The following is a 26,521-nucleotide window of genomic DNA, read 5'->3' on the forward strand; positions in this document are numbered from 1 at the left end:
TACGGGCCGGCGGGGACCGTGGTTCAGCGCCGGTCGGCGTTTTCTGCGCCGCCCGGCCCGCGGGAAAAAACCCGGGATCCCGGTCGAACCGAGGGGGCCGCCGCGTCGTAGTGCGGCCGTCGACCGCTGCGGCCGGGCCGCCCGGCCGCGGTCGGCGCGCGACGGAGGACCGGGACAGGAGGCGGGCGGGCGATGAGCCGACCGATGGTGCTGGGGCGCCCACGGGAGCGGGACGAGCGTCCGGTCCACAGCCGCGACGTCCTCTCCGACGAGGGCATCGGCTGGATCGGGGCGCACGGCGGCGCGGGCGCCAGCACGCTGACCCGGCTGCTCGGCGGCGTCGACATCGGTTGCCGCTGGCCGGACCCGGCGATCGGTGAGCCGGCCCGGGTCGCGCTGGTCGGGCGGACCAACATGGACGGGCTGCGGGCGGTCTCCCGGGCGCTCAACGCGATGCGGGAGGGCCGGCACCCGGCGGGGATGCGGCTGGTGGGGGTGGTGCTGATCGCCGACGCCCCGGGCCGGCTGCCGGGGCCGCTGCTCGGCCGGATCCGGATGCTGCGCTCGGTCGCCCCGGTGCACCGGGTGCCGTGGGTCCCGTCGTACCGCGTCGGCGTGGAGCCGCAGCGGCCACCGCGCCAACTGGCCCGGCTGGCCGCCCTCGCCGAGGCGCGGCCCGGGCGGGGGTCGCGGTGAGCCGGCCGGTCCGGTCCGGGGCGGCGCTCGTCGCGTTTGTGCTGGCGTTGCTCGCGCTCGCGCCACCGGGCCCGGCGGTGGCCGCGGGCACCTACACGGTGACGGTGGACGGCGGTGGCGCCGGCTTCCTCTACAAGATCTGCCTCAAGACCACCACCACGGTCAACACCTACCCGGCCGGGGGCGGCGACCGGGTCTGCTCCGGCAAGAAGGGCTCGACGGACGGATCGTTCGACCTGACCGCCGAGTACACCGAGGGCGACACGGTCTGGATGGACGTCGAGATGCTCGTCGACCTGAGCGGTCACTCGCGGACCAAGGACAACGTGGAGATCACCGGATCCCACTCGTGCACGCTCAAGGGCGCCCTCTACGCCGGCAAGTTCCAGTGCGAGAACGTGATCAACAAGACGAGCTTCACCCCGCCGGTGATCGATCCGTACCAGGTGGCCGTGGACGATCCGAACGCGCCGGTGGTGCAGTTGCTCACCCTGATGGCGTGGTGCGTGAGCGCCGCCGCCGTGGCCGGCCTGCTCCTGAGCGGCATGACGCTGGCGTCGCAGTTGCGCCGCGGTGCGCTGGAGGAGCGGACCGAGTACACCAAGCAGATCGCGTTCGTGATGGCGGCGTGCCTGCTCGCGACCACCGCCGGTCCCATCGTCCAGGCGTTGGGGTTCAGCCAGTGACCACCCGCCCGGCCCCCGGCCGGCCGATCGACCCCTCCACTTCCGAAGGAGCACCCATGGCCCTCTCCGACCTCTACTACTCCGGTCTGGTACGGATCCCGCACGGCTTCCCTCTCGCGCCCAACCCGGAGCCCGGCGGCGGGGTGCCGCAGCCGAAGACCGGCGGCAACGTGGTGCCCGGCCAGCTCGCCACGAAGGTCGAGCAGGCGCTCGGCCTGGTCGCCTGGGGCGGCACCGCGGCGGGCGTGCTCGGCGTCCTGGTCACCGGCGCGGTGATGGCCATCTCGCACAAGCGCGGCGAGGGCTCCGAGCACATGAGCCGCCTCGGCATGGTGCTGGGCGGCTGCATCCTGGTCGCCACCGCCGGCCCCATCGTGACCTGGGTCTTCGGCAACGGCGGCGGCACGGGGGGCAACTGACCGTGCGGGCGCGACACGCATCCGTGCCCGAGGACGGGCCGTTCTGGCGGCACCGCCGGTGGCAGGTGTCGGCGGCGTTCCTCGTCCTGGCGCTCTGCGCCGGCGTCGGCGCGGTGCTCTACGGCGGCGGGGACGGCGGATCCCGGGCCGCGCCCCCGGCCGGCCCGACGATCGGCGGGCTCGCGCCGGACGGGTCCCGACCGCAGGGCTGCCGCACGGTGGACACCGCCCAGCCCATCCCGACCGCGGCGCCGGACGACGTCACCTGGCGGCCGGTCAACGGCGCGCAGTCGCCGTTCTCCGCCTCGGCCGGGCCGCTGCGGACCACCGGCCCGCTGCGGTGGTGCTTCGCGCACACCCCGATGGGCGCGGTGATGGCGGCGCACACGATCTCCCGCCAGATGAGCGGCCCCGACTGGCGGGTGGTCAGCCGTCAGCAGCTCGTGCCCGGCCTGGGACGGGACTACTTCGACGCGATGCGCGAGTCGATGGAGGACGGCGGCCCGCCGCAGACCTCCAACCGGCTGGCGGGGTTCCTGGTGGTGCGCTACTCGCCCCGCACCGCCGTGGTCCGGGTGCTGGTCCGGCAGGCGACGGCGCGGTACTTCTCGGTCGACTACACGACGGACTGGAACGGCGTGGACTGGCGGTTGCGGCCGTTGAACTCCGGCGGCCTCTACGGTCCGGTCACCCCGGTCCTGTCGCTGGCGGGCTTCGTGTTGTGGGACAAGGGCTGAGATGGCCGAGTGCGCGACTGGCGACGCCGTCTACATCGGTGAGATCGGGCAGGTAGTCGGCTTCTTCGAGCGGGGGATCGACGGCATCCTCAGCGACATCGCCGGCGCCATCATGGGCGCGGCGGTGGAACTGTTCGCCAACCTCGGCGACGTGCCGACCCTCGGCGACGAGAAGATCAACGACCAGATCCACCTACAGACCAACTGGCTGGTGGTGACCATCGCGGTGGCGTCGTTGCTGGCCGCGGCGTTCCGGATGGCCCTGCTGCGCCGGGGGCAGGCGTTGTGGACGGCGCTGCTGGGCCTGGTCCGCATGATCCTCACGGTGGGCGCCGCGTGGACCGTGCTCAACCTGCTCGCCACCGAGGCCGACCGCTACAGCGACCATCTCTACGACCAGGGGATCAAGGCGCAGCTCAAGCTGATCGCCAACTGCGGCACCGACGGGCTGACCGCCTTCCTGCTGATCATCATCGGGTTGCTGCTGCTGATCGCCGGCTGCATCCACGTGATCCTCATGTATGTGCGGCTCGGCGCGATGGTGCTGCTCACCGGTACGTTGCCGCTGGCCGCCGCGGCGTCGATGACCGAGTCCGGCGGCGGGTGGTGGCGCAAGCACATCGCCTGGATGGTGGCGTGGCTGGCGTTCAAACCGGTGGTCGGGCTGATCATGTATTCCGGGGCGGCGATGATCGGCTCGGTCGACGGTGACGCCAAGCACTACAAGCTGGCCGGCGCCGCCATCCTGCTGATGGCCGCCGTCGCGCTGCCCGCGCTGATGCGGCTGGTCGTACCGGCCATGGCGGCGCTCGGCTCGTCGGACGGCGTCGGCGCGGGCGTCGGCGCGGGTGTGGCGGCGGCGGGCGCGGTGGCGAGCGGGGCCAAGCGGATCGCCGGTGGCGGTCACGGCGGGGGCGGTGGCGGTCCCCGGTCGGGTAGCGGCTCGCCCTCGGGCGCGGTGGTCCAGGGCGGTGGCGCGTCGAAGGCCGACGGCGCCTCGAAGTCGGACGGCGCGTCGAAGGCCGACGGCGGGTCCACTGCGGACGGCGGATCCACTGCGGACGGCGCGTCCACGACGGATGGCGCGTCCACGGCCGATGGCGCGTCCACGTCCGGCAGCACGTCCACGTCCGCGTCCGGCAGCACCCCGGCGCCGCCCAGCGAGCCGGCGTCCGGAAGCGAGCCGGCGTCCGGCAGCGCCCCGGCGCCGCCCAGCGAGCCGGCGCCCGCGAGCAGCCCGCCGCCCGGCGGCGACCCGGCGGGCGGTGGCGACTCGTCCGGTGACGGCGGACGCCGCTTCGTGTCGACGGCCGGGCGGGTCGTCAGCGGCGCGGTCGGGGCCACCGCCTGGACCGTGCAGAAGGGCGCCGACGCCGTCGCCGGCACCCACCGGCACGCCGCCGGCATCGCCCGCGGCGCGCTGCCCGACCCCGACCGCGACTAGGCCGGCCCAGGAGGACGTCCATGAGCACCGCACTCGAACAGATCAAGACACCCACGTACGGCAACTGGCGCCGTCCCCGCAAGGCCGGCCTGGGTTCGCTGGGCCTGATCGGGACCTTCGGCCTCTTCGGCGGGCTCGTGCTGGTCCTGCTCGCGTCCATGGTCTCGCTGGACGCGGCCCTGGTGGTGGGGCTGCCGATCGCGCTGACACTGGCGCCGCTGGCGATCCGCACCCAGGACGGCCGCAACGTCTTCCAGATGGCCGGGGTCCGGATCGGTTGGCTGCGCCGCAAGTCGAAGCGCCAGCACCTCTACGTGTCCGGTCCGCTGTCGGCACGACCCGGTGGGCGGTTCCGCCCGCCCGGCCTGCTGAGCCGGGTGACGATGCTGGAGGGCCGCGACCCGTACGACCGGCCGTTCGGCGTGCTGCACCACCGCAACCGCCACCAGTACACGATCGTGCTGAGCTGCGAGCCCGACGGCGGTTCGCTCGTCGATCCGGACCAGGTCGACACGTGGGTGGCGCTGTGGGGCGAGTGGCTGTCCCGGCTCGCGCACGAGCCGGGGCTGCGCGGCGCGTCGGTGGTGGTGGAGACCGCACCGGACCCCGGCACCCGGCTCGCCACCGAGGTGCTGGGCCGGCTCTCCCCGAACGCGCCGCCCGCCGCGCGGGCGGTGATGGAGGAGGTGGTGCGCTCCTACCCGGACGCGTCGTCGGAGATGAACACCTACCTGACGCTCACCTATTCGGCGCCGGGCGGCGTGCGGCGCGACGACGACACGATGCTCGCCGACCTGGCGCTGCGGTTGCAGGGGGTGCTCAACGGGCTGGTGGCCGCCGGCGGGGGGTCGGCGGAGCCGTTGTCGGCGGAACGGATCGCCGAGGTCGTCCGGGTCGCGTACGACCCGGCCGCCGCGGCCGAGGTGCTCGACGTCCGGGCCCAGCACGGCGGCACCGGGCTGGAGTGGGACGACGCCGGGCCGGCCGCGGCGGTCGAGACGGTCACCTCCTACCAGCACGACTCCGGGGTGTCCCGGAGTTGGCTGCTGACCATGGCCCCGCGCGGCGTGGTGCGCTCGGGGATCCTGCGCAGCCTGCTCGATCCGGCCGCCGGCATCCGCCGCAAGCGGGTGGCGCTGGTCTACCGCCCGATCGACCCGGCCACGTCGGCCCGGATCGTCGAGTCGGACCGCCGCTCCGCCCAGTTCATGGCGAATTCGACCAAGGGACTGGTCCGGGCCCGCGCGGTCGCCGAGATCCAGGCGGCCGAGCAGACCGCGACGGAGGAGGCATCCGGCGCCGGCCTGGTGGAGTTCTCGATGCTGGTGACGCTGACCGTCGACTCGGCCGCCGAGGTGCGCGACGCGAACGTGACGATGCGTAACCTGCTCGGCGCCACCCGGATCGCGATGCGGCCGGCGGACCGGATGCAGGCCGCGGCGTTCACCTGCGCCCTGCCGGTCGGCATCCTGCCCTGGGAGCAGTCGATCGTCCCGCAGGACCTCCAGGAGGCGCTGTGACCGCCGGGGTGGGCGCGGACGGCGCCCGGGTGCTGGATCTCGGCGCGGGCTGGCCACGCCTGACCTCCGGGCCGGTCACCGCGATGTCCGGCCTGGCGGTGCCGGCCGTCGAGGCACAGGATCGCGAGCCCGACGAGACGGGTGGGCAGACCCCGCGGGCGTTGCGGCGGGCCCGCCGGCGGCGGGCCGCGCAGGAGGCGGCCGAGCAGCGGTACCGGCAGCGGCTGGCCCGGCAGAACAGCGCCGAGGCGGTCCCGCACCGGGGCGCGCCCGGGGTGGGCGGTGGCCGGGTGGCCGCGCTGGACCCGCCCGCCATGTGGCGGGCCACCACCGTGCAGGCGTGCGGGCTCTGGCCGTTCGCCTCCGGCTCCGGTGCCCCGATGACCGGGGTCCCGCTCGGTCAGCACATCAGCACCGGCGCCACGGTCTGCGGTGACCCGCTCAACTGGTTCACCCGGGCCCGCTACATCTCCAACCCGTCGCTGTTCATGCTCGGCATGCCCGGTCTCGGCAAGTCCACGCTGATCAACCGGATGCTGATCGGCCTGGCCGGGCAGGGCGTCGTCCCGCTGGTGCTCGGCGACCTCAAGCCCGACTACGCGGACACCGTCCGGGCGCTCGGCGGACAGGTCATCTCCATCGCCCGGGGCGTCGGCGGGCTCAACGTGCTGGACCCGGGCGCGATGGGCGCGGCGGCGGCGCGGATCGGCGGGCAGGCCGGCGAGGCGCTGGCCGCCGAGTCCCACGGTCGGGTGCTGAACATGGTGGCCGCGTTGCTCACCATCGTGCGCGGCGCGCCGATCAGCGACCACGAGCAGTCGGTGCTCTCCGCCTGCCTGCGGCACCTGCGCGAGCGCACCGCGCCGGGCCGCACGTACCGGCTGCCCGACCTGCTCGCGGTGCTCGAGGAGGGGCCGCCGCAGGTCCGCCAGGTCACCCTGGACCGGGGGCAGGAGTCCCGGTACCGGGACGCCGTCGACCCCCTGCACCGGTCGCTGCTCGGCATCGTGGACGGCCCGCTCGGGGACACGTTCGCGGCGGAGACGGCCACCCGGATCGACCCGGACGCCACCGCCGTCTGCATCGACATCTCCCGCATCGGCGAGGCGGACGGCCAGTTGACCGCCGCCGCGATGCTCGCCGCGTGGTCGGACGGCCTGGGTACGGTCTCCGCCTCGCACGCGCTCGCGGACGCCGGAATCGCGCCCCGGCGCTGGTTCTTCACCGTGCTCGACGAGCTGTGGCGCCCGCTGCGGGCGGCCTCCGGCATCGTCGACCGGATCGACGCCCTCACCCGCCTGAACCGCTCGCTCGGCCTGGCCGACGCGAAGATCACCCACACCCTGAAGGACGCGGAGGCGCTGGGCAGCGAGGCGGACAAGGCCAAGGCGCGGGGTTTCGTGGAGCGCGCCGGCATGGTCGCCTGCGCCGGCCTGCCGAGGGCGGAGATGGAGGAGCTGGCCCGCGTGGTGGGGCTGTCCCGGCGCGAGATCGACCTGGTCTCGTCGTGGTCGTCGCCGGCCGGTTGGGCCCAGGACGGCGGCAACGAGGAGCCACCCGGCCGGGGGCGCTTCCTGATCAAGGTGGGTGGGCGGCCCGGCATCCCGATCCGGGTCGCGATCACCGACGCCGAGCGGCACCTGCACGACACGAACACCCGGTGGATCGCCAACGGCGATGCCGAGCGGATGCTCGCGGAACGGGCCGCGGTGGTACGCGCCGTCACGGCCGGCGACCTGCCCGGCACGGGGCAGCGGTGAGGCGCGGCGGCGCCGGCGGTGACCTGCTGGCCTGGCTGATCCCCGTGCTCGCGCTGGTCAACCTCACCGTCTTCGCCCTGCTGTGGCTCGGCGGCACGCTTGCCGCCGCGCTCGGCGGGTACGGCTGGCGGCCACCGCCGTTCCGCCTGGAGGTCTACCTGAGCCTGCTCGGCGGCGGCCCCGGTGCGGTCTGGCCGGGCGTACCCCCGGCCCTGGTGTACGCGGGCGCGGCGGCGCTGGTGCCGCTTGTCGCCGCGCCGGTGGTCACGGCGACCCGCGCGGTCCTGCGTCGGATGGCGCAGCCGTCGAACCTGGCCGGCGTGGACGACCTGCGGGCGATGACCGGCCGGGCGGCCGAGGCGCGGGCCCGCGAGCTGCGTCCCTCGCTGAAGGACGTGGCCCGGCTGCGCCCCGACGACACCGGGAACCTGCTCGGCGACCTGCTGCCGTCCGGGCCGGAGCTGCGCTCCTCGTACGAGGACGTGGAGCTGGACCTGATGGCCCCGCGCGCCGGCAAGTCGACGGGCATCGCCGTGCCCCGGGTGCTACGCGCCCCCGGCCCGGTGCTGCTCACCTCGAACAAGTCGGACGTCTACCTGGTCACCCGACAGGAACGGGCCCGCGTCGGTCGGGTGTGGACGTTCGACCCGCAGGGCATCGTCTACTCCGAGCGCGACATGTGGTGGGACATGCTCGGCGGCTGCCGCACCCTGGAGGGGGCGCGGCGGCTCGCCGGCCACTTCGTCAGCTCGGTCAATGACGACGCGTCCAAGAAGGACTTCTGGATCGCCGCCGCGCAGAACACGCTGACCGCGCTCTTCCTCGCCGCCGCGCACGGTGGCGCGTCGGTCGGCGAGATGCTGGCCTGGCTGGCGGACCCGGGCGACCGTACCCCGATCGACCTGCTCCGCGACGCCGGCCTGGACGCGATGGCCGACCAGCTCCAGGGCACCGTGCGCGGGGCGGTGCAGACCCGCGACGGCATCTACGAGACGTCCCGGCAGTGCGTCGCCTGCCTGCTCGACCCGGAGATCCTGGCCTGGGTCAGCCCGGACCCGAACCGCCCGGAGTTCGTGCCGGAGGAGCACGTGCTCGGCCGGGACACGCTCTACCTGCTGTCCAAGGACGGCGGCGGGTCCGCCGCCGGGGTGATCGCCGGGCTGGCCGACGCCGTGGTACGCGCCGGCGTGGTGGCCGCCGAGCGGATGGGCGGCCGGCTGGACCCGCCCATGACCGCCGTGCTGGACGAGGCGGCGAACGTGTGCCGCATCGCCGACCTGCCCGACCTCTACAGCCACCTCGGCTCGCGCGGCATCAGCGTGGTCACGCTGTTGCAGAGCTACCGGCAGGGGGTACGGGTCTGGGGCGACGCCGGGATGGACGCGTTGTGGAGCGCGGCCACGGTCAAGCTGCTGGGCGCGGGGCTGGACGACGCCGACTTCGTGGACAAGGTGGCCCGGCTGGTCGGTCAGCACGACGTGCGGACCCCGACCTACTCCCGGTCCCGCGACGGCTCGTCCCGGTCGGTGTCGTACCGGCAGGAGCAGGTGCTGCCGGCGGACCGGATCCGGGCGCTGCCCAAGGGCACGGCGCTGCTGCTGGCGACCGGCGTGCGCCCGGCGGTGATCCGGCTGCGCCCCTGGTTCAAGGAGCCGGACGCGGCCCCCATCGCGGCGGCGGCGAAGGCCGAGGCGCAGGCGGTCACCGAGCGGGCGGCGGCGGCCTGGCGCCAGCGGGGCGGGTGAGCGACGGTGTCGAAGCTGGGGGCCGCGCGGGCGGCGCACCAGGCGACCACGAACCGGTTCGGCGCCACCGAGATCACCTGGCTGATCATCTCGACGGTGGGGATGTTGCCCCTCGCGGCGATGGCGGCGCTGGCGCTGGTCGTCCTGGTGATCGTCATCCTGCTCAGCGGCTCGCAGATGACCTCCTACTCGCCGGACCCGTCCAGCACGCTCGGGCCGGGCGCGGCCGGCAGCGTCCTCACCGAACTCGCCGGTGGCGACGGTCGCGGCGGCTTCCAGGAGTCGGGCGTGCCCGACCCGGACCTGGTCGCGCCGATCCGGGCCGCCGCCCGGGAGTGCGACCTGCTCACCCCGGTGATCCTCGCGGCCCAGATCGAGTACGCGTCGGACTTCGACGCGGACAAGGAGGGTCAGCAGGGCCGCAAGGGGCTGTCCCAGCTCACTCCCGACGTCTTCGAGCGCTACGGCGAGGACGACGACGACAGCGGTGAGGCCTCGGCGCTCGACCCGGAGGACTCGATCCACGCCCACGCCCGGTGGTTCTGCCACCTCGCCGGGGAGACCCAGCGGCTGCTGGACAGCGAGAGCGTCGTCGGTGACCACCTCACGCTGACGTTGCTGGCCTGGGACCAGGGTGTGGAGGCGGTGAAGGCGCAGGGCGGCATGCCGGTCATCGTGCTGGACAGCTACCCGTTCCGGGTGCGCGGCCTGTTCGCCCGCTACACCATCGGCGGCACGGACACGTCGACCGCGACACCGGAACCGTCCCCGTCGGGGTCCCCCGCTGCCGGGTCGAGGAAGCGCACGGCGCCGGACGACGACGGCGCGCTGCTCACCGGGTCGACGTTCGACGCCGTGTTCCCCGGCCGCAACCCCTTCTACACGTACGCCGGGCTCACCGACGCGATGGCGGCGTTCCCCGCGTTCGCCGCCACCGGCGACGAACGGACCCGCCGGCGGGAGCTGGCGGCGTTCCTGGCCAACGTCGACCACGAGACCGGCGGTCTGGTGCACGTCGACGAGATCGACCGGGCGGCCTGGGGCACCTACTGCGACGGCGCTCAGCCCTACGGGTGCCCGGCCGGCCGGACCGCCTACCACGGGCGGGGGCCGATCCAGCTGAGCTGGAACAGCAACTACAAGGCGGCCGGCGACGCGCTCGGGCTCGACCTGCTCGGCAACCCGGATCTGGTGTCCACCGACCCGTCGGTGGCCTGGCGGACCGCGCTCTGGTTCTGGATGACCCAGCGCGGCGCGGGCACCACCACTCCGCACGCGGCGATCACCGGCGGCGCGGGTTTCGGCGGCACGATCCGCAGCATCAACGGCGCGCTGGAGTGCGGCGGCGGCAACGCCGGGCAGGTGGACAAGCGGGTCGACGCGTACCGGCGGATCACCGCCGCGCTCGACGTCGACCCCGGGGACGAGGGGACATTGAGATGTTGACCGACAAGCCGGCGCCCCGGCCGTTCTTCATCCTCTACCTCGACGGTCCAGAGTACGTCGAGGAGCTGCGCCGGCTCACCTCCTGGGTGGAGGGCCTGCTGCTGCCGGTCTACGGCGGCGAGGTCACCTCCGGCGCGCCGTGGTGCCCCCGCTGGTGGGAGCACCCGGAGGCGATCGCCTACCTGCACGGGCTCTGGCTCGCCTGGCAGGAGCGGACCTCGCCGAGCGCGGCGCCGTCCGACCCGGCGCTGTGGCACCAGAACCATCTCTGGCCGACGATGACCGCGCTGCGCGACCCCAACGGCCCGTTCGCCGGTTGCAAACCCGGGGGGCACCGGCCGAAGGAGCGGCCCTGGGTCGAGCGCGACGACTGAGCGGCCCGCCGGGAGGATGCGGACCGCTGTCTCAATCCCGCGACCGGGCAGAAGGCATTACTGCACGATTGCGGTCGCCTCCAGTTCGACGAGCACGTCGGGCTCGAAGAGGTGGTCCACTCCGATCAGTGACGCCGGCGGAAGGGGCCAGGGCAGGCCGAGCTCCTCGATGACCGATTCGATCCCGGCCATGAACGGCCCGATCTTCTCGGGTGCCCACTCGGTGACGTAGAAGGTCAACCGGACCACGTCGTCGAACGAGGCGTCGGCTCCGGCGAGGGCACGGCCGGTGTTGCGCAGCGTCTGCGCGACCTGCCCGGCCAGATCGCCCGGCGCGACCGGTGAGCCATCTGCCAGTCGGGCGATCTGACCGCTGACGTGGATGTGACGTGACCCGGTTGCCACCGCCACGTGATGGTAGGGCGTGTTCGGCTGAAGGCCGTCAGGGCTGATGCGGGTGACGGGCATCGCTTCTCCTTTGCGGAACCAACTAGGTTTACCATTGATACCTAGTTGACGGAGGGCACTTCAAGGAGGCCTGGTTTCATGCGCGATACCACCACCGCCCCTGCCGAGGAGATGCGTATCGACGCGCCGCACCGCGAGCTGCTCGACCAGGTGTTGGACAAGTGGTCGCTGAGCGTTCTCAACGAACTGTGCGAGCGTCCCTGCCGCTTCAACGAGCTACGCCGGGCGGTTCCGAAGGTGACGCAGAAATCGCTCACCGCGACCCTGCGCCGACTCGAGCGCAACGGGATCATCGAACGGCACGTCGTGGCGACCCGCCCGATCGCAGTGGAGTACCGGATCACCCGGCTGGGAAAAACCCTGCGCGCACCAGTCGACGCCCTCCTCGAGTGGGCCGACACCTACCTGCCGCAGATCGAACACGCCCGCGAGGCGTTCGACGCGGGAATCGAGTAACGAGTGCGGGCCGCACCGCGTCCTGCAGCGTGGCATCGAGACCCACGTGCGGCCCGCGACACAGGAGTACGACATGGGCGGGTTGCCGGATGGATGCCCGCGGTCGCCGGCGCTCCACGCGCCCTGTCGTCCGGTCTCCACAGAATCCGGGCGGTTCAGCCCGTCGATGCAGTCCCGCCGGCCGAACCCGTGCCGGAACCGGAGAGGTTCCGAGCATCAGCCGCCGGCCGGTTTGCGGGTGGGCCCCCGGTCGGTGAATCGGAATGTGTCGGGTTGTGGCGCGTCGTCCAGGACCAGGCCGGCGCCGGAGGATCTGCGCAGGTACGCCGAGTCGTTGCTGATGGCGTACGTCTGCGGGGTCTGCGGGGTGATGGTGAAACGCTGGTCCGGGTCGTCGGGGTCGCAGACGACACCCTCAACGGTCAACGGCTGGCCGGTCTCGCGGTAGACCCGCCAGCAGGTGGGCTCGTCGGAGGCGGGGTGGCCGTCACGCTTGCCGTAAGCCTTGATGAGGTATTCGCCGCCACCGAGTGGAGTCGGGACGAAGGACTGACGGCCGCTGTCGTCGTCGACCTCGGTGAGGAAGCCGCCGTCGAGTGAGAGCGCGGATCCGGTGACCCGCACGATCGCCACCTCACGTTCCCCGGCGAGGACCGGATCAGGAGTCGGGGACGACGTCGTCGGGGGCGTGGCAGGGATGGTCGGCAAGGTCCGCGGCCGGTTGCCCGGCTGGACGACAACTGCTCCGGTGGCGAGCAGAACCGCCAGCGTTGCCGTGGCGACCCGCCGGTGCCGACGGCGGGCGCGGCTACGTTCGTGGATTTCGGTGAGTTCGGGTAGCTGCCCGAAGCGTTCGGCCTGCCCGGCGAGCGAGCGCAGCGCGTCCTCGATGCGGGAGTCAGGCATCGTGACCCACGCAATGCCCGTTTCCGGTCAGGTGACCGGCCAGTGCCCGTCGGCCCCGGACGAGCCAGGTCTTGACCGTGTTGGCGGACCGGCCGGTCTCGGCGGCGATCTCGGCGACGCTGAGCCCGACGAGGTGGTGCAGGACGATGACCCGCCGCTGCTCGGCGGGGATGAGACGCAGGGCCTGCACCACGACCACGTGGTCGGGGTTGATGGCGGCGACGTGGTCGTCGACCGTCTCGCGGTGGTGGGCGCGCATCCGGTTCACCGCCTTACGCCACGCGGAGACCGCGATGCGGTAGGCGACCCGGCGCACCCAGGCTTCAGGGCTGTCACAGTCGCGTACGGCGCTCCATCGGTCCCATGCTCGTAGGTATGCCTCCGCCACGGCGTCCTCGGCGTCGGCGCGGTTACCGACCATGGCATACACCTGACCGAGGACCCGCCGAGAAGAGCTGGCATAGAAGTCGTCAAATTCCTCTGTGCTGCGCATGTGTCCCTTGGCCGGAAGGATCAGGCACCCGGCACCGCTCGGGGAGGTGAGACCGGTCTGCCCGGCGCGGCCCTCACTCACGTGGTGGCCGGAACACCGGGCCGCCGGCCACCTCCCCGAACGGCACTCAGCCGCCGGCCGGAGTACGGGCGGGACCGGCGTCGACGAGACGGAAGGTGCTGAGCAGTGGTGCGTCGCCCAGTTCCTCCAGGATCAGGCCCCGCGCGGGAGAGTACTGGAGGTACGCCCAGCTGTTACTGATCGCGTATTCCCTACGGCCCTGCGAGGTGATGGTGAACCGCTGGTGCGGGTTGGTGGCGTCGCAGACCGCGCCCTGGACGGTCAGCGGCTGGCTGGTCTCGTGGTAGACCTCCCAGCAGGCCGGCTCGTCGTTGGCCGGGTGGCCGTCGCGCTTGCCGTAGGACTTGATCAGGTACTTGCCGCCACCGAGCGGGGTCGGGACAAAGTGCTGACGGCCACTGTCGTCGTCGACCTCGGTCAACCAACCCCCGTCGAGGGAGACCACAGATTCGAACGCCTGCACCCGAACGATGGTGACTTCGCGCTTGCCCGAGAGGACGCCGCTGGGCGCCCCGGTTGCGGGCGCGGCCGGGGCGAGGATGACGGCACCGGCGAGCACTGCCGCGCCGATCGCCCCCTTCGATGTGGACATGTGAGCTCCTCACGTAGTTGGACGCCCTCAACACGCCCACGACCCGCTCGCCGGTTTCAGCGGTCCGGGAAATTCTGCTACCCGCCGGGGTCGCGGGTCGGGTGGGCGTGTGCGGCGATCGCAGGCCGCGACTCCGCAGACGTGGATCGGCCGCGCGGACGCCGTGGAGCCGATCCACGTCTGCCCGCCCCCGACAGCAGACTGAACTCGCCCGCAGGTCGTTCCTCAGTACGGCATGGTGACGATCACCACGCTCGGCAGACTCTCCCCCGACGGAAGGGTAGGTTCGGTGCCGATGACCGAGGCGTGGCCCGGGTGACGCCTGGGGTGCCTGTGATGCGTCCGGGCAACGACGCCCTCAAGCCGCCGGCCGGCTGTTGCTGAATCGCGAAAAGCCGCGCCCCTTGTTTCGGGGCCGGATCTGTGCGCGTCCACGAGACGCCCGAGTGGAAATGGCTCTATGTCTCCCGTGCTGTCACCGGTCGTCCGGCCGCGTCTGTCCCGTCCCTCGTGGCTGTCGCCGAAGGTGTTCCGCACCGAGGTACTCGCCGGCCTGGTCGTCGCGCTGGCGCTGATCCCGGAGGCGATCTCCTTCTCGATCCTGGCCGGGGTCGACCCGCGGGTGGGGTTGTTCGCCTCGTTCACCATGGCCGTCACGATCGCGATCTGCGGTGGCCGGCCGGCGATGATCTCCGCAGCGACCGGAGCGATCGCCCTGGTGGTCGCGCCGCTGGCGAAGGAGCACGGGCTGGACTACCTGATCGCGGCGGTGATCCTCGGCGGCGCGATCCAGGTCCTGCTCGCGGCGCTCGGGGTGGCGAAGCTGATGCGGTTCATCCCGCGCAGCGTCATGGTCGGCTTCGTCAACGCCCTGGCGATCCTGATCTTCGCCGCGCAGATTCCGCACCTGCTCGGCGTGCCCTGGCTGGTCTACCCCCTCGTCGCCGTCGCCCTGGCGATCATGGTCGGGCTGCCCCGGCTCACCCGCGCCGTTCCGGCGCCGCTGGTCGCCATCGTGGTGCTGACCGTGGTCACCGTCGTCGCCGGCGTGGCGGTGCCGACCGTCGGTGACGAAGGTGCCCTGCCGGACAGCCTGCCCACCCTCGGCCTGCCGCAGATCCCCTGGACCATGGACACCCTCACCCTCATCGCTCCCTACGCCGTGGGGATCGCGCTGGTCGGACTGATGGAGTCGCTGATGACCGCCAAGCTCGTCGACGACATCACCGACACGCACTCCAACAAGACCCGCGAGTCCTGGGGCCAGGGTGTGGCCAACATCGTGACCGGGTTCTTCGGCGGCATGGGCGGCTGCGCGATGATCGGCCAGACGATGATCAACGTGAAGGCCTCCGGCGCCCGTACCCGGTTGTCGACGTTCTTGGCGGGCGTGTTCCTGCTGGTCCTGGTCGTCGCGCTCGGTGACGTGGTCGCCGTCATCCCGATGGCCGCCCTCGTCGCCGTGATGATCATCGTGGCGGTGTCGACGTTCGACTGGCACTCCGTCACCCCGGCCACGCTCAAGCGGATGCCGTACGGCGAGACGATCGTCATGCTCGCCACCGTCGGCACCACCCTGGCCACCCACAACCTGGCCATCGGCGTCGTCGCCGGCGTCCTCGCCGCCATGGTGATCTTCGCCCGCCGGGTCGCCCACCTGGTCGAGGTCACCAGCGTCCTCGACCCCGACGGCACCACCCGGATCTACTCCGTGCACGGGGAGCTGTTCTTCGCCTCCAGCAACGACCTCGTCGGCCAGTTCGACTACGCGAACGACCCGGACACGGTGGTCATCGACATGACCCACGCTCACGTCTGGGACGCCTCCTCCGTCGCCGCCCTCGACGCGATCACCACCAAGTACGCCACGCGGGGCAAGTCCGTGGAGATCATCGAGCTGAACCAGCCCAGCGCCCGCATCCACGACACCCTCGCCGGGCAGCTCGGCGTCGGTCACTGATGGCCGCCGCCACCAGCCGGAACACCGGGCCGGAGCAACACGCCACCGGCCGCCTGATGCAGATCGGCGAGGCAGCCGAGCGCGTCGGGCTGAGCATCCGGACGATCCGCCACTACGAGGACGCGGGCCTGATCGTGCCCTCCACCCGCAGCGAAGGCGGCTTCCGCCTCTACACCGAACCCGACCTCGACCGCCTCGCCGTCGTCAAGCGGATGAAACCCCTCGGGTTCAGCCTCGATGAGATGCGTGACCTGCTCACCGTCCTCGACGCCCTCGACACCGCCACCGGCACCGACCGCGCCGAGCTGCTCGACCGGCTGGGCATGTTCCACACCGCCGCCACCACCCGCGTCACCGCGCTGCGCGACGAACTCGCCGTGGCTGAAGGCTTCGCCGACACCCTCCGCGACGAACTCGACCATCATGGGAGCCCGGCAGGCTGAGCACCGCCGCTGCCGAATACCAGGGTCATCAGTCGTCGTCGGCAACCGTGGTGCCGACGGCGGAGCGGGCACCCTCGATCACACCCCGGGTTCGGCGGATGCGGTCAATCCGGCAGCCCGCGACATCGGCCACGTGGAGTAACACGTCGGCGAACGTCTCGACCGAGCGGCAGTGTCCACGTTCGCCCGGCACTCCGTTCGGGCGGTGTACGTCACAGGCGTACCCGGGGAGCGCCAATCCCCGCCGGAGCAGGCCTGCCTCTTGCCGCGACCGGCGCCCGGCGCCCGGCGGCGAATCATGGCGTCGGGCCCGGCCAGCCGGCTGAGCAGCGAGACCTCGACCTGGCTCGGCCGGTCAGGTGCGCAGCACGTTGGCGTAGATCAGCCAGGCCAGAGCGGACTTGGCCGCGAAACTGAGCACGATGTACGAGACCTCGCCGTAGCGGTAGTCGCGCCACCGACCACGCTGGGCGTACTGCAGGGCCATGTTGACCGCGAAGCTCGCGAAGAGCAGGAACTGCACGATGATGATCGCCCACACGAAGCCGGGGATCTCCGGCGGCTGGGCGACGTAGACGCCGATCGCCAGCCAGGGGGCCAGGCCGACCAGCGTGCCGAACCAGAAGACGCTCCAGTCGGCGCGCCCCGGCGTCTGCTGCCGCTCCATCAGCAGCCCGAACAGGATCATCGCGGTGTTCGCGGCGAAGATCCCGATGACCGCCGCGAGGTCGCGGATCCCGACGAACAGACCGATCAGCACGATCATGATCGAGGCGCTGACCGAGTACTCGATCCAGCGGGCGTAGTTGGCGCGGCGGTCGAGGTTGCGCTCGTACCAGCGGTGCACGCCCGGCGCGGCGGTGACGAAGTGGTCCAGTGCGGCGAGGAGCAGGAACACCGCCACCGCCGGTCCGACGGCGATCCGGAAGGCCACCTCCGGAAGCGTGGCGTCCCGCAACGTCACCGGGTCCGCCGTCAGGTACGACGCGGTGATCGGCAGGGACAGGTCGCTGCTGGCCGCCCACATCCAGACGCCCTCGGCAGTCAGCAACACTCCGACGAGCACGTTGAACCCGCGCAACCGCCGGTAACGGTCACTGTCCGCCGCCGCGTGGTGCCCCATGCGCGCCACCCTAGGTAACCGATGGAGCCGTCCGCCGGATTTTGGGCACATCCCCGGCGCGCAGTGGAGGCTTACTGATCGCCCTTGTCGTCCCGCCACCTGTCGATGAGCGCCGGTAGTTCGCGCCAGAGGTAGTCGTAGAAGTCGCGCATCTCGGCGAGGCGGGCTCCGGCGAGGCTGCCCGCGCCGGCGACGGTGATGCCTTCTTCGGCGGCTTCCCGCAGGCTTCCGATCATCGCGTTCTGGCCTGACATGAGGGTGGCCCAGGCACCCTCGCGGAGCCGGAAGTGCTCGCGGCGGCTGCCCGGAGCGGGTACCCGCTCGATCAACCCGACGGTCGCGAGGGACTTGATGGCGGTGGACACGCTGCCGGAACTGATGGCCAGGGTGTCCGCGATCTCGCCGGCGGTCATCGTCTCCTGGTCGGTGAACAACAACGCCGCCAGGACACGCGCCGTCATCCGTTGCAGTCCGCCCTCGGCGAGGGTCAGTGCCAGCTTCTCCGCCGGCCCACTCAAAGCCATCCGCGCCCTCCCGTGCTCCATCATCCGGAAGCCTAACATCTTGCAGTCTTCAGAAATCTTTGAAAGTTCGATACTCTGCAAGACATGCCTGACGTCATCAAGCTGGAGAGACTGACAAAGGCCTACGGCCGCCGCCGAGGTCTGCGAGACCTGGACCTGTCAGTCGCCGAGGGAGAAGTGTTCGGCTACCTGGGCCCGAACGGGGCCGGCAAGTCGACCACCATCCGCGTGCTGCTGGACCTGATCCGGCCGACCAGCGGACGCGCGCTGGTGTTCGGGCACGACCCCCGCCGCGACGCGGTGGCGCTGCACCGGCGCATCGGATACCTCGCCGGTGAGTTCGTGGTCGACCCCCGGCAGCGCGTCGGTGCGTGCCTGACGTTCCTGGCCGAACTGCGCGGAGGCGTACCGAAGGCACGCATCGGCGAGCTGGCCGGACGGTTGGATCTGGATCTGACCGCACGGATCAAGACCCTGTCCAAGGGCAACCGGCAGAAGATCGGCCTGGTCCAGGCATTCATGCACCGCCCCGAGCTGCTGATCCTCGACGAGCCGACGTCCGGCCTGGACCCCCTGGTGCAGCAGACCTTCCTCGACCTGGTCCGCGAAGCCAGAGCCGACGGACAGACCGTGTTCATGTCCTCGCACATCATGAGCGAGGTCGAGGCGGTCGCCGACCGGGTCGGCATCATCCGCGACGGCCGGCTCGTCGCACTCGACACGGTGGCTCGACTCCGCGACCGCAGCGTGCACGAATTCCAGGTCACGTTCGCCGAGCCGGTCGACGAAACCGCACTCGCCGCCCTGCCAGAAGTGACCGGCCTGACCATCGACGGCCCGACCGCGAGGTTCCGCCTCGCCGGAAGCCCCGACCGGCTCATCCGCGTACTCGCCCAGCAGCGGGTCGCGAGCCTCCGCGCGACCGAACCTGACCTGGAACAGCTGTTCCTCACCTACTACCAGGCCGACTCGGCGAGCAAGGAGACCACGCATGCCTGACCTGCTGACCAAGACGCTGTGGGACGGCCGGCGCGCCCTGGCCGCCTTCACCGCCGGCACTGCCCTGCTCGCCGCGATGTATGCCGGTTTCTACCCTCAGGTCGCCGAGGGCGCGATGGGGCAGACCGTCGAAGGCTTCTCCCCCGCACTACGACAGGCGCTACGGATGGAGGATCTGGCCTCCGCCGCCGGCTACCTGGGCTCCAGCGTGTTCGGCATCATCGTCCCTCTCGTCGCCGTCATCTTCGGCATCGCCACCGGCACCCGCGCCATCGCGGGCGACGAGGAAGCCGGCTACCTCGACCTGCTCCTCGCCCACCCGGTCAGCCGGACCCGACTGCTACTGCACCGCTTCGCCGCACTCACCACCGGCGCCATCCTGATCGCGGCGGTGGTCCTGCTGGCCATGCTCGCCGTCCGGCCCGGCGCACGACTCGACAGCATCACCGTCGGCCACTTCACCGCCCAGTGTCTCGCCCTGGCCCTGCTGATCATCGTCTTCGGGACGATCGCCATCACGATCGGTGCGGCCACCGGGAGCCGACCCACTGCCCTGGCCACCACCGCGGGCATCGCCGTCCTCACCTACGCCGCCAGCACCCTCGCCGGCCAGATCGGCGCCGACATCCTCCGCTACGCCTCCCCCTTCCACTACTACATCGGCGGAGAACCCCTGCGTAACGGCTTCCAATGGGCCGACCTGAGCATCCTGACCGCCACCACCGCGATCCTGCTGACCGTCGCGGTAGCGGCATTCAACCGCCGCGACCTGACGAGCTGAGCTCGAACGGCCCATGCGCGCCGTCGCGACGATCACCCTGGGCATCGTCGTCCACGACGAGCCTGTCTCGGCGGGCAGGATCGCGGCACTGTGCCTGATCGTCGGCGGTGCGCCGGGAACAGCAGGCCGGACAGGACCTGTTCGTCGGCCACCGCGGAGACAATATTCTCAGGAGATCACCATGCAACCTGCGCGAATTGCCGTACGCGTCAGCCGCTCACTCGGCGTGGACCTCACCGATGGCGACAGCCTCGACGCCGCCCTCGCCCACGCCGACGCCGTCGTCGACACCACGAACTGTACGGCCACCGGACGCGACGAAGCAGTGGCCTACTTCGTGCCCGTATACCGCCGACCACCTTCGACGAGTGGCTCGCCGGGTCGCTACAGTCTCGCCCCTCCCAGCACCGAGCATCTGGGACCGGGGCACGGATGCCATCGACTGCTCAGCCGGGACGGCGTGCTCCTGCGGGAGCTGTAGAGCCGCAGGAGCACGCCACGCGCAGGTGTTCTCGATCCAGTGGTGCCCTGACGTCCGCGCCGCCGCCCCGTCGGGCCAGGACCGCCGAGGCGGCGCCGCGAACAGCTCAACCGGCAGAGTTCACGCTCGCTTTCGGAAGGTCGAACGCGCCCACAGATAACCGACGAGCGCGATGGCCACGCACCAGGTGACCGCGACGGACGCGTCGGTGGTGTCCGGCGTGCCGTCGAGCAGACCGCGCATGGTCTCGATGATCGGCGTGAACGGCTGGTACTCGGCGAACTGCCGCAGGCCCGGGCCCATCTTCTCGGCCGGGACGATCGCGCTGCTGAAGAACGGCAGCATGACCAGCGGAACGGCGGCCATGCCCGCCGTCTCCGGTGACTTCGCGGACAACCCCAGCGCGACGGTGAACCAGCCCGCCGCGAATGCGAGCAGCACCGTGACGCCGCCCACCGCGAGCCAGTCGATCAGGCCGGCCTTCGGGCTGAACCCGAGCAGGAAGGCCACCCCGATGAGCGCCGCGACGGCGATCAGATTGGTCAGCAGGCTGGCGATGACGTGGCCTGCCAGGACCGCGCCTCGGGAGACGTCCATGACCTTGAACCGGTTGATGATGCCCTTGGTCATGTCGGAGTTCACCGCCGTCGCGGTGCCGCCCAGCCCGTAGCAGACGGCCAGCAGGATCAGGCCCGGCGTCGCGTAGTCGATGTAGTCGACGCCGACGTCGAAGGCGTCGCCGAACATGTAGACGAACATCAGCATGATGATGATCGGCATCAGGACGGCGTTGAACACCGACGTCGGGTTCCGGCCCAGGTGTTTGACGTTGCGGCGCAGCATGACGAGTGAGTTGGCGCTCATTTCGCGTCCACCTCCGTGGGGTGGCCCGTCAGGGCGAGGAAGACATCGTCGAGGTCGGGGGTGTGCACGGAGCACCCCTCGGCGCTGAGGGAGTGCTCGTCCAGTCGGTCCAGCACGGCCCGCAGCGACTTCGTGCCGCCGTCGGCGGGCACCCGCAGGGCCAGCGCGTCGTCGTCGCGGGCCGCCTCCGGGAAGACCCCCGCGGCGGCGTCGAGGTCGGCGGCGGTGGCGAACCGCAGGCGTACGTGGGTGCCGGGAACGAGGCGCTTGAGCTCCTCGGGCGTGCCCTGCGCGACCAGGCGGCCCCGGTCGAGCACCGCGACGCGGTCGGCCAACTGGTCGGCCTCCTCCAGGTACTGCGTGGTGAGGAAGACGGTCACACCGTCGGCGACCAGGTCCCGCACGATCGACCACATGGTGCGGCGACTGCGGGGGTCCAGGCCCGTCGTCGGCTCGTCCAGGAAGATGATCTTAGGGTCGCCGACCAGCGTCATCGCCAGGTCGAGCTTGCGCCGCATGCCGCCGGAGTAGGTGGAGGCCGGCTTGTCCGCCGAGGTGGTCAGCTCGAACCGGTCCAACAGTCCTGCGACGATCCGCCTGCCGTCGCCGGTGACCCTCCGGTTGAGGTCGACCATCAACTGGAGGTTCTCCCGGCCGGTCAGCAACTCGTCGACGGCCGCGAACTGGCCGGTGACGCCGATCGCGGCGCGGACCGCGCGGGCGTCGGTGGCGAGGTCGTGGCCGGCGACACGGACCGTGCCCCCGTCGGCGTCCAGCAGCGTGGTCAGCACGTTGACCGTGGTCGTCTTGCCCGCGCCGTTGGGGCCGAGCAGGGAGAAGATGGTGCCGGCGGGAACCTCGAAGTCGATGCCGTCCAGGACGGACCTGTCCTTGTACGCCTTGCGCAGGCCCGAGACCGAGATCGCCGGGGCCGTCACGCGGTCACCTCGGCGGCGTCGAGGGCCGCGACGATCTTGTCGATCATGTCGGTGACGGCGGGGCCGGGCCCGCCCTGCCGAGTCCGCACGCCCGCGTCGAGGGCGACGACCACGGTACGGCGGAAGTTGTCGGCCTCGCTCGGGTCCTGGGCGGCGAGCAGCCGCATCGACTCGGTCAGTGCGGGCAGCACGCGATCGGCAATCTCGGCCACCGACCTGCCGCCGAGGTCCACGCTCGTCGATTTCTCGGCGAGCACGTGCCCGACCAGGCCGGTTGCCGAGGCCAAGGCGATGGATCCGTCGGTGGCGATCCGGTGAGGGGAGCCGCCGGCGGCTCCGGCGGCCGAGAGCAGCGTGACGGCCCCGTACGCGGCTGTTCGGAGCGTGAGTTTGTCGTGGGCGGAAAGGTTGACGGTCATGGTGACGGGCTCCTGAGGGGTGATGTCGCCGGATTCGGGAGAGGGGGTGAGCGGCGGGCCGCGATGGTGCGGGGGGTCTCGGCATCCGGCCGGAACAACGCAGCTTTTCGGACGTACCACACTTTTCATGACAAACCTCTTCTCGCTGGCGCGCGTGGGCTCGGCGCCCGCTGTCGTGGTGGTCGCTGCCGCCGGTTACGGCAGGGTGATCTCGTAGCGGAGACTCCGCCCGAGAGGGTGGAAGCCCAGGTGCCGGCGTAGGGCCTGCTGGGCCGGGTCGTCGGGGGCGGTGCGGGTCTCGATCTCTTCGACGTGCGGATCGATCTCCCGTACCCGTTTGATCAGAGCGGCGTTGACCCACAGGCCCAGTCGACGTCCGCGATGGCCGGCACGCACGGCCGGCCCGTACTGGCGGGCGCGTCGCCCTCGCGGACCCTCCCTCCTCGCCAGGGCGTAGGCGACCAGGCCACCGTCCGCCTCTGCCGCGCTCACCACCGCGTCACCGGGACGGCTCGGGCGCCGGAGCATCTGCTCGACGCTCGTCGCGCCATACACGTCTCCGGTCCAGTGGCGCAGGCGGTATCCGGGATGCTCGACGTCGACCAGCTCACCCAGCCAGGCGTGGTGGACATCGCAGTAGGTGAGCAGGTCGTGACCCCAGGCTCCGGTGCGGCGGAAGCCGTGCCGGACACAGAACGACTCCCCCGCGGAACCCGCGGCGACCTCGGCGACCAGCCGTCGGCCCGCAGCGTGTGCACCGGCGGCGGCCAGCAGTCGCGAGCCGATCCCCCGTCGGCGCCATGACGGCTCCACGTGCAGACTCAGTTCGAGAGTGCCCGGCGGCACGGCCGCCGGAAGGGGCGACCCGCACTCGAACGGCTCGATCGGGCCCAGGCCGGCGACCCCCGCCACCAGGCCGGGGGAGGCCACGGCGTACCACCGCGCGACGCCGAGGTGATCCGGCTCCGCCACGATGTCGATCCGGCGCTCGCTCATGCGTCCACCATCGTCCGGCCGCCGCTTGCGAACAACGCCGAAGATCGCACCGCCGCATTAGTCACGGGTGATCGATCGACAGCAGGCCAACCGCGACCGGGGGGCCGGGTCACGCACGGGCAACGGTCGCTGTCACGGCCCTAGACTCTCCGTTCGAGCGCGATGATCGGAGATGGGGCCGCACGGTGGAACTGCGTGACATCGAGATCTTCCTGACGCTGACCGAGGAACTCCACTTCGGTCGTACTGCCGAACGCCTGCACGTGTCCCAGTCGCGGGTCAGTCAGTCGATCAAACAGCAGGAGCGCCGGATCGGCGGGGGCCTGTTCGAGCGTACGAGCCGCGCCGTCCGGCTCACTCCGCTCGGCGAGCGACTGAGGGACCGGCTCCGCGCCGGCTACGACGAGATCATCTCCGGCATCGAGGAGGCCACCGCCACCGCCCGCGGCCAGGCCGGCACACTGACCATCGGCACCATGGCCACCCAGTACCAGTCGATAAGGGCCGTCCTCGACCTGTTCCGGCAGCGACATCCGCAGTGTGAGCTGCGCATGCGCGAGATCCTGCCCGTCGACCCGTTCGGACCGCTGAGGGCCGGTTCGATCGACGTCGGGATCCTCTGGCAACCCGTCCGCGAGCCCGACCTCACGGTCGGGCCGGTCCTGCACCACGAGGATCTGGTCCTGGCCGTCGCCGCCGGCCACCCGCTGGCCGGCCGGCACGAGGTCGAGTTGGAGGATCTCGGCGATCATCCGGTCGTCCACCCCGAGGGCCCCATCCCCGACTACCTGTGGGAGGCACACACCCCGTCCACCACACCGGCCGGGCGGCCCATCCGGCGCGGACTGGGCATCACCACCCTCGAGGAGGCCTTCCGGGCGATCGCCGACGGCGGCGTCGTGTCCCCGATCGGATCCGATGCGGCATCCACCCGGCAGCGAGGCGACATCGTCTTCCTGCCCATCACCGACGGACCGGTGCTGCACTACGCGCCGGTGTGGCGCAGCGGCGGGGAGACCGCCCTGATCCGCGCCTTCGTCCGGGCCGCCGCGGAGGCGCGGACCAGACCGCCGTCGTCGCCCGGCAGCCACCGCACCGGCGGCGCGTCGGGCATCAGCACGTAGGCGAGGTCGGGCCGGCGGCCGGTGGCGGCACCCCCATGCCTGCCGGAGACCAGCTGCCCGACTCCGGCGGCCTCCTTCGTCATCGGGGACGCCGGATGGTGACCCCGTCTGGTCGAACCGCCTCGCCGCCGCACCTGATCACGACATGATGGCCGCATGGGCCGAAGCACCTCGCCGGCTCGTGGCAGGACGGGGGTGCCGCATGCAGAACGTCGCGGTGGAGCCGGTGCTCGCCGGTGAGCGGGTGCCAGGGCTGGCCGAGGTGGTGTGGGACAACGCGCGGCAGGATCCCGAGGCGGTGCAGTTCGTACGCCCTGATCCGGATCCGCGGTCCTGGCCGGTCTCCCGGGGCCGCCGGGCTGGAACGGCCCTGGTGAGCTGCGTCGCCTTCCGCGACGACGTGCACGCGCTCGCCCGCGGCTTCATCGCCGCCGGGGTGCAGCACGGCGACCGGGTCGCGCTGATCAGCCGTACCCGCTACGAATGGACGCTTGTCGACTACGCGCTGTGGGCGATCGGGGCGGTGACGGTGCCGATCTACGACACCGCCAGCACGGACCAGATCGAGTGGATCCTCACCGACTCCGGTGCGGTCGGCTGCGTGGTGGAGACCGCCGGGCACGCCGCCACCGTCACCGGCCTGCGCGAGCGAGCACCGGCGCTGCGGCGGACCTGGCAGATCGACGCCGGTGGACTGATCGACGTGGCGGCACAGGGGCGAACGGTCCCTGACTCCGACGCCGAGACCCGGCGTGGGCGGGTGAGCGGGGCGGACGTGGCCACGATCGTGTACACCAGCGGCACGACCGGACGGCCGAAGGGCTGCGTGCTGACCCACCGCAACATCTTCTGCGACGTGACCGCCGCCGTGTCGGTGCTGCCCCGGCTGCTGCACGCGGGGGCGTCCACGGTGCTGTTCCTGCCACTGGCCCACGCCTTCGCCCGGCTGATCCAGGTCGGGGCGGTGCAGACCCGGGCCACGCTGGTGCACAGCGCCGACATCGCCGGAGTGCTCGAACAACTGCGCCGGCACCGGCCGACGTTCATCCTCGCGGTGCCGCGGGTGTTCGAGAAGATGTACCACCGGGCCCGGCAGAAGGCCGAGGACGCCCACCGGGGTTGGCTTTTCACAGCCGCCGAGCAGGTGGCCGTGCGCTACAGCTGCGCCCTCGACCGCACCGGCGGCCCAGGCATCCTGCTGCGGGCTGCCCACGCCCTGCTCGATCTGCTGGCGTACCGCAAGCTGCGTGCCGCCCTCGGCGGGCGGTGCCGGATGGCCATCGTCGGCGGCGCGCCGCTCGGCGCCCGTCTCGGGCACTTCTTCCGCGGCGCAGGCGTCACGGTTCTGGAAGGCTACGGCCTGACCGAGACCTCCCCGGCGCTGACGGCGAACCGGCCCGAAGCGCAACGCATCGGCACCGTCGGACGGCCCCTGCCCGGCGTGCGGATCCGCGTCGCCGACGACGGGGAGATCCAGGCGCACGGTGAGGTCGTGTTCGCCGGCTACTGGAACAACGCCGACGCCACCCGCGCCACCTTCACCGACGGCGGCTGGCTGCGCACCGGCGACCTCGGCAGCCTGGACCCCGACGGCTTCGTCCGGATCACCGGCCGGAAGAAGGAGGTCATCGTGACGGCGGCCGGGAAGAACGTCGCCCCCGCCCCGATCGAGGACGCCGTGCGCGCGCATCCGCTGGTCAGCCAGTGCATGCTCGTCGGCGACGGACGCCCCTACGTGGCCGCGCTGGTCACCATCGACCCGCCGGCCTGGCAGCGGTGGCGCGCCAGGGCGGGGCGGTCGGACGCGTCCCTCGCCGACCTGCGCGACGACCCGCGACTGCGCGCCGAGATCCAGCAGGCGATGGACCGCGCCAACCGCACCGTGTCCAAGGCCGAACAGATCAAGACCTTCCGCATCCTGCCCCGCGACCTCACCGAGGCCGACGGCGAACTCACCCCCACCCTGAAGGTCAGACGCGACGTGGTGGCTGACCGCTACGCCAGCGACATCGACGCCCTCTACCGCGGTCACTGACCGCGGCGGAG

The 26,521-nt window shown here is 71.9% G+C and carries 27 protein-coding genes and 1 pseudogene; 18 read left to right on the forward strand and 10 right to left on the reverse strand.

Annotated features, from left to right (window positions below; translation table 11 throughout):
* Window positions 1–192: 192 nt before the first annotated feature.
* The 10 genes from GA0070215_RS11100 to GA0070215_RS11145 are packed head-to-tail and all read left to right on the forward strand — an operon-like array spanning window position 193 to window position 10,827.
* Window positions 193–696, forward strand: coding sequence for a hypothetical protein (locus GA0070215_RS11100; protein ID WP_051090473.1), 504 nt, complete (start codon window positions 193–195; stop codon window positions 694–696).
* Window positions 693–1,382: a hypothetical protein gene (locus tag GA0070215_RS11105; RefSeq protein ID WP_018785819.1), complete on the forward strand. Its 690-nt coding sequence runs from the start codon at window positions 693–695 to the stop codon at window positions 1,380–1,382. Before GA0070215_RS11100 ends, GA0070215_RS11105 begins: the two co-directional genes overlap by 4 nt.
* A 56-nt stretch (window positions 1,383–1,438) precedes the next feature.
* On the forward strand, window positions 1,439–1,801 hold the full coding sequence (locus GA0070215_RS11110) for a hypothetical protein (protein WP_018785818.1): 363 nt from the start codon (window positions 1,439–1,441) through the stop codon (window positions 1,799–1,801).
* A gap of 23 nt (window positions 1,802–1,824) precedes the next feature.
* Entirely contained in the window at window positions 1,825–2,538 is a 714-nt protein-coding gene (locus tag GA0070215_RS11115; RefSeq protein WP_018785817.1) for a DUF8175 domain-containg protein, read from the forward strand.
* Window position 2,539: 1 nt separating this feature from the next.
* The gene (locus tag GA0070215_RS11120) at window positions 2,540–3,982 is read left to right on the forward strand and encodes a hypothetical protein (protein WP_091044915.1); all 1,443 of its coding nucleotides are present in this window, start codon (window positions 2,540–2,542) and stop codon (window positions 3,980–3,982) included.
* A gap of 20 nt (window positions 3,983–4,002) precedes the next feature.
* Window positions 4,003–5,502 (forward strand): SCO6880 family protein, encoded by a 1,500-nt coding sequence (locus GA0070215_RS11125; protein WP_091044917.1) that lies wholly within the window; start codon window positions 4,003–4,005, stop codon window positions 5,500–5,502.
* Complete coding sequence (locus GA0070215_RS11130) at window positions 5,499–7,262, forward strand: ATP/GTP-binding protein (protein ID WP_018785814.1); 1,764 nt, start codon at window positions 5,499–5,501, stop codon at window positions 7,260–7,262. The genes GA0070215_RS11125 and GA0070215_RS11130 overlap by 4 nt, the downstream gene beginning before the upstream one ends.
* The gene (locus GA0070215_RS11135) at window positions 7,259–9,007 is read left to right on the forward strand and encodes a type IV secretory system conjugative DNA transfer family protein (RefSeq protein ID WP_091044928.1); all 1,749 of its coding nucleotides are present in this window, start codon (window positions 7,259–7,261) and stop codon (window positions 9,005–9,007) included. The genes GA0070215_RS11130 and GA0070215_RS11135 overlap by 4 nt, the downstream gene beginning before the upstream one ends.
* A 6-nt stretch (window positions 9,008–9,013) precedes the next feature.
* Window positions 9,014–10,453, forward strand: coding sequence for a glycoside hydrolase family 19 protein (locus GA0070215_RS11140; RefSeq protein WP_091044930.1), 1,440 nt, complete (start codon window positions 9,014–9,016; stop codon window positions 10,451–10,453).
* Window positions 10,447–10,827: a DUF4913 domain-containing protein gene (locus tag GA0070215_RS11145; RefSeq protein WP_018785811.1), complete on the forward strand. Its 381-nt coding sequence runs from the start codon at window positions 10,447–10,449 to the stop codon at window positions 10,825–10,827. The genes GA0070215_RS11140 and GA0070215_RS11145 overlap by 7 nt, the downstream gene beginning before the upstream one ends.
* A gap of 57 nt (window positions 10,828–10,884) precedes the next feature.
* Here the strand turns inward: GA0070215_RS11145 and GA0070215_RS11150 are convergent, their stop codons facing one another.
* Window positions 10,885–11,295 (reverse strand): RidA family protein, encoded by a 411-nt coding sequence (locus GA0070215_RS11150; protein WP_091044932.1) that lies wholly within the window; start codon window positions 11,293–11,295, stop codon window positions 10,885–10,887.
* Between the two features lie 78 nt (window positions 11,296–11,373).
* Here GA0070215_RS11150 and GA0070215_RS11155 point away from each other — a divergent pair, with 78 nt between their 5' ends.
* Window positions 11,374–11,751, forward strand: coding sequence for a winged helix-turn-helix transcriptional regulator (locus tag GA0070215_RS11155; protein WP_091044936.1), 378 nt, complete (start codon window positions 11,374–11,376; stop codon window positions 11,749–11,751).
* A 216-nt stretch (window positions 11,752–11,967) separates the two neighbouring features.
* Here the strand turns inward: GA0070215_RS11155 and GA0070215_RS11160 are convergent, their stop codons facing one another.
* The 3 genes from GA0070215_RS11160 to GA0070215_RS11170 all read right to left on the reverse strand — a co-directional run bounded on the left by GA0070215_RS11160 (window position 11,968) and on the right by GA0070215_RS11170 (window position 13,823).
* On the reverse strand, window positions 11,968–12,657 hold the full coding sequence (locus GA0070215_RS11160; RefSeq protein ID WP_018785808.1) for a hypothetical protein: 690 nt from the start codon (window positions 12,655–12,657) through the stop codon (window positions 11,968–11,970).
* Window positions 12,650–13,150 (reverse strand): sigma-70 family RNA polymerase sigma factor, encoded by a 501-nt coding sequence (locus tag GA0070215_RS11165; protein WP_091044939.1) that lies wholly within the window; start codon window positions 13,148–13,150, stop codon window positions 12,650–12,652. The genes GA0070215_RS11160 and GA0070215_RS11165 overlap by 8 nt, the downstream gene beginning before the upstream one ends.
* A 127-nt stretch (window positions 13,151–13,277) precedes the next feature.
* A complete protein-coding gene (locus GA0070215_RS11170) occupies window positions 13,278–13,823 on the reverse strand; it encodes a hypothetical protein (protein WP_018785806.1) in 546 nt (181 codons plus the stop codon).
* 460 nt (window positions 13,824–14,283) lie between these two features.
* Here GA0070215_RS11170 and GA0070215_RS11175 point away from each other — a divergent pair, with 460 nt between their 5' ends.
* Entirely contained in the window at window positions 14,284–15,783 is a 1,500-nt protein-coding gene (locus GA0070215_RS11175) for a SulP family inorganic anion transporter (protein ID WP_091044955.1), read from the forward strand.
* Window positions 15,783–16,226 (forward strand): MerR family transcriptional regulator, encoded by a 444-nt coding sequence (locus GA0070215_RS11180; RefSeq protein WP_018785804.1) that lies wholly within the window; start codon window positions 15,783–15,785, stop codon window positions 16,224–16,226. Before GA0070215_RS11175 ends, GA0070215_RS11180 begins: the two co-directional genes overlap by 1 nt.
* 355 nt (window positions 16,227–16,581) lie before the next feature.
* On the opposite strand, the gene heR is transcribed toward GA0070215_RS11180, so the two are convergent.
* Window positions 16,582–17,349, reverse strand: a complete 768-nt coding sequence (heR, locus tag GA0070215_RS11185; protein ID WP_091044959.1) for a heliorhodopsin HeR — start codon at window positions 17,347–17,349, stop codon at window positions 16,582–16,584.
* Window positions 17,350–17,420: 71 nt separating this feature from the next.
* A complete protein-coding gene (locus GA0070215_RS11190) occupies window positions 17,421–17,873 on the reverse strand; it encodes a GbsR/MarR family transcriptional regulator (protein WP_026267983.1) in 453 nt (150 codons plus the stop codon).
* A gap of 84 nt (window positions 17,874–17,957) precedes the next feature.
* Between GA0070215_RS11190 and GA0070215_RS11195 the strand changes: the two genes are divergently transcribed.
* The 3 genes and pseudogenes from GA0070215_RS11195 to GA0070215_RS29960 form a co-directional block, all read left to right on the forward strand.
* Complete coding sequence (locus GA0070215_RS11195) at window positions 17,958–18,872, forward strand: ABC transporter ATP-binding protein (RefSeq protein WP_018785800.1); 915 nt, start codon at window positions 17,958–17,960, stop codon at window positions 18,870–18,872.
* Window positions 18,865–19,653, forward strand: a complete 789-nt coding sequence (locus GA0070215_RS11200) for an ABC transporter permease subunit (protein ID WP_018785799.1) — start codon at window positions 18,865–18,867, stop codon at window positions 19,651–19,653. Before GA0070215_RS11195 ends, GA0070215_RS11200 begins: the two co-directional genes overlap by 8 nt.
* A 202-nt stretch (window positions 19,654–19,855) precedes the next feature.
* Window positions 19,856–19,990: pseudogene (locus GA0070215_RS29960) on the forward strand (NmrA family transcriptional regulator); the annotation flags it as partial.
* Window positions 19,991–20,254: 264 nt separating this feature from the next.
* On the opposite strand, the gene GA0070215_RS11210 reads toward GA0070215_RS29960, so the two are convergent.
* The 4 genes from GA0070215_RS11210 to GA0070215_RS11225 all read right to left on the reverse strand — a co-directional run bounded on the left by GA0070215_RS11210 (window position 20,255) and on the right by GA0070215_RS11225 (window position 23,351).
* A complete protein-coding gene (locus tag GA0070215_RS11210) occupies window positions 20,255–20,998 on the reverse strand; it encodes an ABC transporter permease (protein ID WP_091044964.1) in 744 nt (247 codons plus the stop codon).
* A complete protein-coding gene (locus GA0070215_RS11215; protein ID WP_091044965.1) occupies window positions 20,995–21,936 on the reverse strand; it encodes an ATP-binding cassette domain-containing protein in 942 nt (313 codons plus the stop codon). Before GA0070215_RS11215 ends, GA0070215_RS11210 begins: the two co-directional genes overlap by 4 nt.
* The gene (locus GA0070215_RS11220; protein ID WP_091044966.1) at window positions 21,933–22,355 is read right to left on the reverse strand and encodes a hypothetical protein; all 423 of its coding nucleotides are present in this window, start codon (window positions 22,353–22,355) and stop codon (window positions 21,933–21,935) included. Before GA0070215_RS11220 ends, GA0070215_RS11215 begins: the two co-directional genes overlap by 4 nt.
* 195 nt (window positions 22,356–22,550) lie before the next feature.
* Window positions 22,551–23,351 (reverse strand): GNAT family N-acetyltransferase, encoded by an 801-nt coding sequence (locus GA0070215_RS11225; protein WP_091044968.1) that lies wholly within the window; start codon window positions 23,349–23,351, stop codon window positions 22,551–22,553.
* A 185-nt stretch (window positions 23,352–23,536) separates the two neighbouring features.
* Between GA0070215_RS11225 and GA0070215_RS11230 the strand changes: the two genes are divergently transcribed.
* Together GA0070215_RS11230 and GA0070215_RS11235 are read left to right on the forward strand one after the other, a co-directional pair.
* Complete coding sequence (locus GA0070215_RS11230; RefSeq protein WP_091044969.1) at window positions 23,537–24,475, forward strand: LysR family transcriptional regulator; 939 nt, start codon at window positions 23,537–23,539, stop codon at window positions 24,473–24,475.
* 202 nt (window positions 24,476–24,677) lie between these two features.
* Complete coding sequence (locus tag GA0070215_RS11235) at window positions 24,678–26,510, forward strand: AMP-dependent synthetase/ligase (RefSeq protein ID WP_091044970.1); 1,833 nt, start codon at window positions 24,678–24,680, stop codon at window positions 26,508–26,510.
* Window positions 26,511–26,521: the final 11 nt, after the last annotated feature.

The organism is Micromonospora marina (genome assembly GCF_900091565.1).
In the GTDB taxonomy this organism is placed as follows: domain Bacteria; phylum Actinomycetota; class Actinomycetes; order Mycobacteriales; family Micromonosporaceae; genus Micromonospora; species Micromonospora marina.